The 12,620-nt window shown below is 33.4% G+C and carries 6 protein-coding genes; all 6 read left to right on the forward strand.

All coding sequences use genetic code 11. The features are described from left to right. The first annotated feature begins 30 nt into the window (after positions 1-30). The 6 genes from ACN0WI_RS14385 (at position 31) to ACN0WI_RS14410 (ending at position 12,598) form a co-directional block, all read left to right on the forward strand. A complete protein-coding gene (locus tag ACN0WI_RS14385) occupies positions 31-3,063 on the forward strand; it encodes a SusC/RagA family TonB-linked outer membrane protein (protein WP_417887738.1) in 3,033 nt (1,010 codons plus the stop codon). A gap of 10 nt (positions 3,064-3,073) precedes the next feature. Continuing rightward, positions 3,074-4,651 carry a RagB/SusD family nutrient uptake outer membrane protein gene (locus tag ACN0WI_RS14390; protein WP_417887739.1) on the forward strand — a complete coding sequence of 526 codons (1,578 nt, stop codon included), beginning with the start codon at positions 3,074-3,076 and terminating at the stop codon, positions 4,649-4,651. A gap of 23 nt (positions 4,652-4,674) precedes the next feature. Next, positions 4,675-5,508 carry a hypothetical protein gene (locus ACN0WI_RS14395; RefSeq protein ID WP_417887740.1) on the forward strand — a complete coding sequence of 278 codons (834 nt, stop codon included), beginning with the start codon at positions 4,675-4,677 and terminating at the stop codon, positions 5,506-5,508. Positions 5,509-5,565: 57 nt separating this feature from the next. Then, complete coding sequence (gene galB / locus ACN0WI_RS14400; protein WP_417887741.1) at positions 5,566-8,064, forward strand: beta-galactosidase GalB; 2,499 nt, start codon at positions 5,566-5,568, stop codon at positions 8,062-8,064. A gap of 60 nt (positions 8,065-8,124) precedes the next feature. Further along, positions 8,125-10,494 (forward strand): TIM-barrel domain-containing protein, encoded by a 2,370-nt coding sequence (locus tag ACN0WI_RS14405; protein WP_417887763.1) that lies wholly within the window; start codon positions 8,125-8,127, stop codon positions 10,492-10,494. A 97-nt stretch (positions 10,495-10,591) separates the two neighbouring features. Continuing rightward, positions 10,592-12,598 carry a glycoside hydrolase family 97 protein gene (locus ACN0WI_RS14410; RefSeq protein ID WP_417887742.1) on the forward strand — a complete coding sequence of 669 codons (2,007 nt, stop codon included), beginning with the start codon at positions 10,592-10,594 and terminating at the stop codon, positions 12,596-12,598. Positions 12,599-12,620 lie beyond the last annotated feature (22 nt).

Consider the following 12,620-nt stretch of genomic DNA (forward strand, 5'->3'; position numbering starts at 1 on the left):
TTTTTGACGTTAATTTTTCTGCTGTCTAGTATGAGTATCTGGGCGCAAGAAAAAGAAGTAAGCGGGACAGTGATTTCCGCAGACGATACTATGCCGATTCCCGGTGTAAGTATTATGGTAAAAGGAACTACTAAAGGAACTACAACCGATTTTGATGGAAATTATACGATATCGGTTTCTCCAGATGCAGTACTCGTATTTAGTTATTTAGGTTTTAAAACTCGAGAAATTACGGTTGGAGAACAAACTAATATAGATGTTTCTTTACAAACGTCAACTGCGGAGTTAGATGAAATAGTAGTTGTTGGTTATGGTACCCAACGAAAGAAAGTTTCGACCGCTGCTACATCTTTAGTGAAAAGTGAAAATTTAGTGGAAACAGCAAGCATAGATGCTACGAGTGCCTTACAAGGACAAACTTCTGGTGTTAACATTACTTCTACATCAGGGCAACCGGGAGCAGATATGTCTGTAAATATTCGAGGTGTAGGAACCGCAGGAAACAATAAGCCGTTATATGTAGTAGATGGTGTAGTGGTTAATAATGGGATAGGATATTTAGATCCAGCCTCTATAGATAGAATAGATATTTTGAAAGATGCATCAGCTGCGGCTATTTATGGTGCTAGAGCAGCAAATGGAGTAGTGCTTATTACAACTAAGAAAGGAAAGAAAGGAAATATTAATGTGGCTTTAAATAGTTATGTAGGTTTTCAGGAAGTTTATAAAGAGCTAGATCTATTAAATACTAGAGAGTATGCTACGATTATGAATGAGGCTAGAGTTAACTCGGGTTATGCTCCTTTATTTTCCCAAGAAGAAATAAATGGTTTCGATAATCACGATTGGCAAGATGATTTGTTTAATGATGGAGCTATAAAACAAAATTATTCGGTATTAATAAATGGAGGTAGCGATAAAGCAACCTATTCTACAGGAGTTTCTTATTATGGACAAGAAGGAATTGTTGGAAGCAATACTGATCAATCTGATTTTGATAGAATAACTTTTAATACTAATAGTACTTATAACGTTATTGATGATATACTAAAGATTGGTGAAAATTTTTCTTTTGCTAATACTAAAAGAAATGGTGTTTCTGATGGAGGTATTTATAGCAATAGTATTCGTAATTTTTTGAATGCCCCACCAACTTTTCCTGCTTATGATGAGAATGGAGAATTTGGAAGTACTAATATTAGTTCAGATATAGCGAATCCACTAGGGATGTTATATTATAATAATTTTAATGAGACTAAAACAAATCGAGCTGTAGGTAATTTATTTGCAGAAGCAACATATGATAATTTTACTTTCAGAACTACTTTTGGTATAGATTACCGTAGCAGTAATTATAGAAGTTTTCTACCGATTTATAATCTATCTTCAGCAGATAATAATACTAATTCATCAGTAACTCAGCGTCATGAAACAAATATGAACTGGACTTTTGAAAATACAATCCAATATAAAAATACATTTGCAGGTGTACATAATATAGATCTTTTGGCTGGTATTTCAGCAAGGAAAAATGTTTATGAATTTAATGAAGGAAAAGGAACTAATTTAACATTCGACGATTTCAAGCATGCTTATTTAGATAATGCTACAGTTAGACAGAATAGTAGTGTGTTTGGTTCTAGAGATGATTATGCAATATATTCTTATTTCGGAAGACTTTTATATGATTATGATAGCAAGTATTTATTTACTGCTACAATTCGTAGAGATGGTTCTTCAAATTTCGGTCAAAATAATCCATATGCTTATTTTCCTTCTTTTTCAGTAGGATGGAATGTAGATAGGGAAGATTTTTTTCCGAAAGATTCTTTCTTAAATACATTAAAATTACGAGGAAGTTGGGGACAGAATGGTAATGATCAGTTTGAACAGGCTTTCGTTTATATGGCTACAATAGATTCTTATAATAAGAATTATCATTTCGGAACTGGAGAAGATGAATTGCCTTTAGAGTTAGGGGCAAGCCCAGATATTTTAGCTAATCCAGATATTAAGTGGGAAACTTCAGAGCAATTAGACTTAGGTTTTGATGCTCGTTTATTTGATAAACTAAAAGTAACATTTGACTACTATAAAAAGACAACTAAAGATTGGTTAGTAGAAGCACCTATACCTTTATTTGTAGGTACTGGAGCTCCTTACATAAATGGAGGGGATATTGAAAATGAAGGTCTTGAACTATCATTAGGTTATAATACAGATATTACAGAAGATCTTTCTATTTCCATCAATGGTAATATATCTTATAATAAAAATGAAGTTGTAAGAATTGCTAATTCCGAAGGTATAATTAGAGGAGAGACTGGTTTGTTATTTCAAGGGATGGATGAATTAAACCGTGTTGAAGTTGGCCAACCTATTGGTTATTTTTATGGATTGAAAACTGATGGAATTTTTCAAAATCAAGAAGAAATTGATCAATATTCGAAAGATGGGCAATTAATTCAGCCAAATGCAAAACCTGGAGATGTTCGTTTCGTAGATTTAAACAGAGATGGAACTATCGATCAAGTAGATAAAACAAAAATAGGAGATCCTAATCCAGACATTAATTATGGATTCAATTTTACTTTAAATTATAAAGCATTTGATTTTTCAGTTTATACATATGGTGTAGCTGGTAATCAAAATGTATATGGGGTAAGAGATTATTCTAGACCTTTCTTTAATTATACTACAGATATTTTTAATAGATGGACAACAGAGGGTAGTTCTAATAGATTGCCTAGAGTTACGTACGGTACTACAGAAAATAAAAATTATAATAGTTTTTCAGATTTGTATGTACAAGATGCAGGTTTCTTTAGAATCAAAACGTTGAATATAGGTGCAGATTTGGTGAAATTGACTAATAGTCTTGATTTCTTTTCAAAATTTAGAGTTTATTTAACTGCAAATAATTTATTTACAATTACCGGTTACGATGGAATGGATCCAGAAATAGGATTTGGAAATTCAAATCAATCTTGGGCAAAAGGTATTGATGTAGGATATTATCCACAACCAAGAACATATATGATTGGTTTAAATGTTAATTTTTAAAAAGTAAGAAATGAAAAATTATATAAAACTATTTTTAGGATTGTCTATTTTATTTTTAGCTTCCTGTACAGATGATTTTTTAAAAGTAGAGCCTTATACCCAACGTGTGCAAGAAAATTTTTATAAAACGCCGGAAGATGCACATGAAGGTTTAATTGCTACCTACGATGTTTTACAGCGTGAAGGATATGGTGGTTTTTTAATGATTTCGGAAATTGCTTCTGATAATTGTTTTGGAGGTTTTGGTACTGCTGACGATCAAGTAGCATTAGATTGGGATCGTTTTAAATATGGAACCGATTTAGAAATGAATAAAGAAGTTTGGCGTGTTTGTTACATGGGAATCTATAGAGCAAATGTTTTATTAGAAAATTTAGATAATGTTACGTGGGGAGATAAAGAAAGTTTACGGACACAATATGAAGCTGAAGCACGCTTCTTAAGAGCTTATTTCCATTACGAATTATCTAGAATGTTTGGAAAAATTATTCCTCTAGATCATACGGTATCCACTAGTGAATTTGAAAGTCCTAGGGCTCCTGCAGAAGAAACCTATTCATTAATAGCTAACGATTTAGTTTTTGCTTCTGAGAATTTAGGGAATGACAATTATTCTATAGATGATACTTCCGAATTTGGTCGTATTACAAAATGGGCTGCAGAATCCTTGTTGGCTAAAGTATTTTTATTCTATACAGATTATTATGAGAGTTCAGATCTAGCTGGTATTGTAACTAAACAACAAGCTACAGATTATATTAATGATGTTGTAAACAATAGTGGACATGGTCTACTTGAAGATTTTTCTACTTTATGGTTAGCAGCTTCATTAAAAAATTATGCAGGAGAAGCAAATAAAGAAATTATATGGTCTATACGTTTTAATAGTTCCGGTAAACAAGACTGGGGATTAAATGAAGGAAACCGCTTTCAGGTAAATATAGCTACCAGGGGTTCAAATTTAGGTCCCTACGCCAATGGCTGGGGTGGAGCTACTGTAAACCCTGAATTGTATAATGCTTATAATAATGGTGATACTCGTAGAGATGCAACCATTATCGATTATGAACGAGAAGGTTTAGATTTTGATGTTCAAGCTCGTGGGCAAAGACAATATACTGGTTATGCTTGGAAAAAATATGCTCCAATTACCAATGAAGCAGGTGATGCTGTAGTAACTGCAAATGGAGGTAATTTTCAAATTGATGGTTATCAAGATATAATTGTATTACGTTTCTCAGATGCTTTATTAATGGCAGCAGAGCTAAATATGGATTCTAATCAAACTTTTGCTCAAGAATGTTTAGATAGAGTTCGTGCTAGGGCTTTTCAAGATGACGAGCATTCTGTAGCTATAAATAAAGAAAACATAATGAATGAACGCAGATTAGAATTAGCTTTAGAGGGGTATAGATATTTTGATTTAATCAGATGGGATTTACAAAAAGCAAAAGCGGCAATTGATAATACAGGAGATGATTCAGGGTTCAATGTAAACTTTAGAACAGAAACTGAAGGTTGGTTTGCATTACCACAATCTCAAATTGATATTTCTAATGGGGCAATCGAACAAAACCCAGGTTGGTAGTTGTTGAATTTAAAACAAAACTTATGAAAAATATTAAAATTATACTTCTGGCATTATTGAGTATTAGTTTATTTTCTTGTGATGATGAAGAAAATTTGCCAGCAATCAATCTCAAACCAAGTGAACTAGATTACACGGTAGAATTAATGCCTGAAAACCAAAATACATTAATTCTAAAAAACAATGATGAAACGGTAATACCTTACTGGAGCTATGTGGATTCAGAAGGTAGTGAAATAGGTCATTCTAACAAAGATAGCTTAAGTGTTGGTTTACCTTTTGCAGGAGATTATATAGTTAAATTTACTGCTTATACAAGAGGAGGAGCAGTACACGCAACGCCTGATACTATTAAAATTGCATCAAACGATAATGAAATCTTTAACGATGAAAAATGGCAATTATTAACTAATGGTGCTGAAGGGAAAACATGGGAATTAAATATGGAAAGTCCTATCGGATGGGCTGCTTTAGGTTATCCTGAAACTTCAGATGATAGATGGTTCCCAAGCTATAAAGGTAACGAATGGGTTATGGAAAATAAAGATTGGGGAGAAATGACATTTAATCTTAATGGAGGTTACAATGTAGAAGTAACTCAAACGGCTTTAAATTCTGAAGAAAAAACAACTAAAACAGCTACTTTTAATTATAATATAGAAGAACATACTATTACATTTAACGGAGGAGTGGAACTTTTATATGGTGGGGACTATTATTCTGATGTTAGTAATTGGACAGCAGTAAATGTACTTTCAGTTTCTAAAAATTTACTAGAACTTTCGGTAGTAAGAGATCAAGATAGGGCAGGACAAGACAAGCGTCAAATAGTATTTAGGTATACTCCAAAAAAATAAAAATAATGAAACCGGTAGTTATTTACATTACCTACCGGTTTTTTATAAGCCTAGCCCATGAATGCTTTAAAAAGAAACTTTCTAGTTCATTATTATGTAATTCTCTTAATAGTGATTTTAGCTTCTTCTTGCTCTAAAAGTCAAAAAGTTGATTCATCTATAGATCGCAAACAAGATTTCACCGACAATTGGCAATTTCAATTAAATGCTGATATAACAGATCCTGAATCTGTTTTAAATTCAGGAGCTTGGGAAACTCGTCAATTACCACACGATTGGAGTATTGCTCAAGATTTTGATCAAAATAGCAGAGCTGGTATTGGTGGTGGTGCTCTAAATGGAGGATTAGGGTGGTACAAGAAAACTTTTAAAGTTGCTGAAGAAGATACTTCAAAAATTACAAAAATTGTATTTGATGGGGTGTACCAAAATAGTAGCGTTTGGATAAACGGAAAACTATTAGGTAATAGACCTAACGGATATATCGGATTCGAATATAATTTAACGCCATATCTACATTTTCGTGACAAAGAGAATACAATTTTAGTTAAGGCAGATAATAACAATCAGCCAAATTCTCGTTGGTATTCGGGAAGCGGTATTTATAGAAATGTTTGGTTAAAAACAGTACATAAAGTTCATATTCCACAATGGGGAACTTTTATAACAACACCTCAGGTTTCAACTGAAAAGGCGACCATTCAGTTAACCACAAAAGTTGAAAATGAAAGTGCTACAAGTCAAAATGTTCAATTAGAAACTAAAATTTTATTTGGTAATAAAACCGTAGCCACTACTACTTCAAAAGTTATAAATATTGATAGCAATAAAAATCAAGAAGTAGCACAAAAAATTGAAATTAAAAATCCAGATTTATGGTCAGTAAACGAGCCTAATTTATACCAAGCCGTTGCACGAATCAAAATAGATAATGAAGTTGTAGATAAATACACAACTACTTTTGGTATTCGTTATTTTAAATTTGACTTAGAAAAAGGATTTTTATTAAACGGAGAATCAGTAAAAATTAAGGGTGTTTGTATGCATCACGATTTAGGTCCATTAGGTGCTGCAGTAAATACTAGAGCGATCGAACGTCAGCTTGAAATTTTAAAAGAAATGGGCGTAAATGGTATTCGAACCGCCCATAATGCCCCAGCTCCTGAATTGTTAGATTTATGTGATAAAATGGGCTTTATTGTTATGGATGAAGCATTTGATATGTGGACGAAAGCTAAAACCGAAAATGATTATAGCCAATTTTGGGATAAATGGCATAAACGCGATTTAGAAGATTTGATTAAGCGAGATCGAAATCATCCTAGTATTTTTATGTGGAGTATTGGTAACGAAATTCAGGAACAATGGAGTGAGAAAGGAGCTGAAATTGGTCGAGAATTATCCAAAATCGTTAAAAATTTAGATACAACTCGATTGGTTACTGCTGGGATGAATCCGCCAATTCATGTAAACAATAAAGAAGTAACCATTCAGTTTGAAGAAACAGCCGATCAGCCAAATGCACTAGCAGGTTCTGGTGCTTTAGATATTATAGGGTATAATTACGCACACCAAACTTGGGAAAAACATCAAACAAATTTCCCCAACATCCCTTTTATTGCTACAGAAACTACTTCTGGTTTAGAAACAAGAGGATATTACGAATTCCCTTCAGATACTACAAAGATTTGGCCGGTACGTTGGGATAAAGTATTTACTGGTGGTAATCCTGATAATACAGTTTCAGCTTTCGATCAAGTACGTGCACCATGGGGATCGTTACACGAAACAAGTTGGAAAATCATTAAAAAACACGATTTTTTATCTGGTTTTTATATTTGGACAGGTTTCGATTATATAGGAGAACCAACTCCTTACGAATGGCCTTCACGTAGTTCTTACTTCGGTATTATAGATCTAGCCGGTTTCCCAAAAGATGTGTATTATATGTACAAAAGTGAATGGACTACCGATACGGTACTTCATGTTTTACCACATTGGAACTGGAAAAAAGACCAAACCGTAGATGTTTGGGCCTACTATAATAATGCAGATGAAGTTGAACTTTTTATAAATGGAAAATCAAAAGGGATAAAAAAGAAAACTGGAGATCAATTACACGTAATGTGGCGTTTTCCATTTGAAGCGGGTACTTTAAAAGCAGTATCTAGAAAAGATGGAGAAATTGTAAAAGAAACCTTAGTTAAAACGGCTGATAAGCCTGCTCAACTAAAACTATCTCCAGATAGAAAAACCATTAAAGCGGATAATAAAGATTTATCTTTTATAACAGTAACAATTACCGATAAAGATGATGTTTTAACGCCTCGAGCTGATAATAATATTTCTTTTAGTATAGAAGGAGATGGAGAAATTGTAGGGGTAGCCAGTGGAGATCCTACTAATCATCAATCTTTTAAAGGAACAGAGCATAGAGCATTAAATGGTAAATGTTTAGTGATTGTTAAAGCCGGTAAAAATGCCGGAACTTTAAAAGTTACGGCAAGCTCAAAAGGATTACAAGCAGCTAGCTGTACTCTAACAATGGTAGATTAATATAATTATACAACTATGAAAATAAATAGTTTACTCAAAAACAGACCTAAGCTTTTACTAATGGCTTTTGGTCTAGCTTTTGGTGTTGCAGCACCGGGATATGGGCAAATTCAAAATGCCGATGTGCTTAATGAGCCTGTAGATGTTAGTAAATATTTTGAAAACTATGAAAACACCTTCTATTTTGCTGACGAGCTGGTTTCATTTAATCCAGAAACAGGAAAAGGAACGTTAAAATATAAGCGATATCAATATAAAACGAGACAGGCTTTTGATAATATGTTGATGAAGCCTGATACGGTTGCTGCTAACGAATTTCCTGAAACGGAATATGAAGCATCTCCAGAACTTCCATTTCAAATTCAATTTGTATCCGATCGTACTATTCGGTTAAAAATGGCTTCAGGTCCTCAATTTAATCAACCTAAAGAATCGTTGATGTTAATTGATGGTACAGCTCCTAACCATCCTGAGTTATGGAAATCATCTAAAATTAAGAATGGATATCAGTTTGAAAGTAAGCATGGTAGAGTTGAAATTATTTCGAAACCATGGCATGTGAAAATTTACGATGAAAATGGTAAATTATTAACTAGTACATTGCATAATTCAGACGTTCAAAATACATACACACCTGTTTTACCATTCTCGTATGTAAGAAGAAATTCAGATTATTCAAGGAGTTTTAGTCCGGTTTTCAGTTTAAAGCCAGACGAAAAGATTTTTGGCTGTGGGGAGTCGTTTACACAATTCAACAAACGCGGTCAAAAAGTTGTTTTGTATACTAACGATGCTAATGGTGTGCAAAACGAAACCATGTATAAGCCTGTTCCTTTTTATATGAGTAGCCGTGGTTATGGTGTGTTTATGCATACTTCTTCACCAATAACTATAGATTTTGGAAAGTATTTTAACGCTGCCAACAAAATGATGCTTGGTGACGATGTAGCAGATTTATTCTTTTTCTTAGGAGAGCCTAAAGATATTTTAGATGAATATACTGATCTTACCGGAAAAGCTGCAATGCCACCACTTTGGTCATTCGGGTTTTGGATGAGTAGAATAACTTATTTTTCTGAAAAAGAGGGAAGAGAAGTAGCTAAGAATTTAAGAAAATATGAAATACCTAGTGATGTAATTCATTTTGATACCGGTTGGTTTGATGTAGATTGGAGAAATAACTACGAGTTTGCTTCAAAGCGTTTTGATGATCCAAAGAAAATGATGTCTGACATGAAAGACGATGGTTTTCATGTATGTTTATGGCAATTGCCTTACTTCACACCAAAAAATACATTATTTAATGAGATTGTAGATAATGGCTACGCTGTAAAAGACAAAAAAGGAAATATTCCTTACGAAGATGCTGTATTGGATTTCACAAATCCTGAAACTATCAAATGGTATCAAGCTAAACTAAAACATTTATTAGATTTAGGAGTAAGTGTATTTAAAGTAGACTTTGGTGAAGCTGCTCCTTTTAATGGAATTTATAATAATGGCAAAACCGGTTTTTACGAACATAATTTATTTCCATTACGTTACAATAAAGCAGTAGCCGAAATTACTAAAAAAGAAAAAGGATACACCTTAATTTGGGCTAGAAGTACTTGGGCCGGTAGCCAACGTTACCCATTACATTGGGGAGGCGATGCTGCAACAACCAATACAGCAATGGCATCTACTTTACGAGGAGGTTTATCTTTAGGACTAAGCGGATTCAGTTTTTGGAGTCACGATGTAGGAGGATTTGTAACAAAATCTCCAGAAAATTTATATAGAAGATGGACACCTTTCGGAATGTTATCTTCTCATGTAAGAAGTCATGGTGAACCACCAACAGAACCTTGGGAATATAGCAAGTCTTTCTTAAAAGATTTCAGAAAAGCCGATAATATGCGTTACGAGCTTATGCCATACATTTATGCACAAGCGAAACAAAGTTCCGAAAACGGATTACCAATGATGCGCGCTTTATTTGTAGAGCATCCTGAAGATGCCGGTTCTTGGTTGATCGATAACGAATATCTTTTTGGATCTAGCATGTTAGTAGCTCCTCTTTTTGAAGAAGAAACAAGCCGAGATGTATACTTACCAGAAGGGACTTGGATAGATTATCAAACTAAAAAAGTATACAAAGGTGGATGGCATACTATTGAAGCTGGCGAAGTTCCTATAATTGTATTGGTACAAAACGGAACTGTTATTCCGCACATTAAATTAGCACAATCTACTAAAGATATGGATTGGTCTAAACTAAGCTTAAAAGTTTACGCAGATGAGAATACGGAAACTGCTACTGGAAAAGTGTATTTGCCAAACGGAAAATCACTACAAGAACTATCAGTTTCTAAAGAAGACGGAAGCTTTACTTTAGATAATAATCCGTTACAAGAAAAAACAACATTCAAAATTGAATGGATTAAGTAATTGAAATCTTAAAAATCAGTAAAAGTCGAACGTAATTTTTATGAGTTTTCGATTTTTACTGATTCCCTAACAATAATTTGCTTTAAAATATTTAACAATGATTAAAAAGATACCCCTTATTGCTTTAGCACTTAGCACGATGGTTGGCTGTATATCGCAAAATTCAGAAAAAACGTATCAGATACAATCTCCTAATGGAGAAAATACGATTCAATTTGAATTAACCGATCTAGCACCACAATATTCTGTAAAACATGGTAACACTGAAGTAATAGTTCCTTCAAAATTAGGTTTTGTTTTTAAAGATAATGATACGTTACAGCATAATTTTGAGGTAGTATCACAAAAAGAGTCTAGTTACGATAATACTTGGAAACAAGTTTGGGGAGAAAAACACAGTATCCGAAATCACTATAATGAGTTGGTTGTTCACCTCCAGGAAAAATCAGAAAAAAAACGAAAGCTAAATATCGAGTTTCGAGCTTTTGATGATGGTATTGCTTTTCGATATGTATTCCCGGAACAAGGAATTAAAGATAGTATTTTCATCATGGACGAGCTTACTACTTTTAACTTGAAAGAAGATGGCAAAGCTTGGTGGATCCCAGCTTACGATGAGCAACGTTACGAAAATTTATTTACAGCTTCACCAGTTAGTACGTTAGATACCGTACATACTCCATTAACTATAGAAAGTAAAAGTGGACTAGCATTAAGTTTTCATGAAGCTAACTTAACAGATTTTGCAAGTACCACATTAGCACATACAACAGGTACTACTTTAAAAACAGATTTAGTGCCATGGTCAGATGGTATAAAAGTACGAACTACAAAGTCTTTTAGAACACCTTGGAGAACCCTTCAAATAGCTAAAAAACCGACCGATTTAATTACTTCATATTTAGTTTTAAATCTTAACGAACCTAATAAAATAGAAGATACTAGTTGGATTGAAACTTTTAAATATATTGGTATTTGGTGGGGAATGCACATTGGTAAATATACTTTTTGGGAAGGTGATAAACAAGGAGCAACCACTGTTCATGCTAAAGAGTATATAAATGAAGCTAATAAATTAGGAATAGACCATTTATTAATTGAAGGGTGGAATAAAGGATGGACTCCTTCTTGGTATGAAAATGCAATGCATCAATTTAGCTTTACTAAAGAAGCAGACAATTTCAATTTGAAAGAAGTTACCGATTATGCTGCTGATCATGGAGTGAAAATTGTAGGCTATCATGAAACTGGATCAAACCTTAAAAATTATTTACAACAAATAGATTCAGCATTTGCGCTTTATAAAAAACGCGGAATTACTACTGTGAAAATCGGTCATGTAGGTTCAAAATTGAATATGAAAGAATGGCATCATGGTCAATTTGGAGTTAATTACTTTAGATATGTATTAAAAAAGGCAGCCGAATACGGATTAGAAATTTATTATCATGAGCCTATAAAAGATACAGGGGAGCGCCGAACTTACCCAAATATGATGTCTCGCGAAGGAGCTAGAGGTCAGGAATATAATGCATGGAGTGATGGTAATCCAACAAGTTATACTACAATTTTACCATTTACCAGATTATTAGCGGGACCTATGGATTATACGGCAGGTATTTTAGATGTAAATATTGAACAAGGCTACCCAGGTAGAAGAGTACATAGCACAGCTGCTAAGCAACTTGCTTTAACTGTTACTGTATTTTCTCCACTTCAAATGTTAGCCGATTTACCTGAAAACTATATGAATCAGCCTGCATTTAAATTTTTACAAGATGTTCCAACTGACTGGGAAGATACTAAAGTGTTAAATGGAGAAATTGGGCAGTATATTACAACTGTTCGAAAAGATATTAATAGTGATGATTGGTTTTTAGGAAGCATTACTAATGAAGATGCTAGATCACTTTCGATTAATTTAGATTTCTTAGACAAAAATGTTTCCTACGAGGCGCAAATTTATAAAGATGCAGACGGAACCGATATTGATCATAATCCTACAAAAATTGATATTCAGAAGAAAAAAGTATCTGCTTCAGATTCATTAACTTTAGAGTTAGGATCTGGTGGTGGAACTGCTATTCGATTTAAAAAGATATAATATTAGTGATTTTTAACAAACT

Origin of the sequence: Zunongwangia sp. (assembly GCF_048269745.1) — a bacterium.
Taxonomy (GTDB): domain Bacteria; phylum Bacteroidota; class Bacteroidia; order Flavobacteriales; family Flavobacteriaceae; genus Zunongwangia.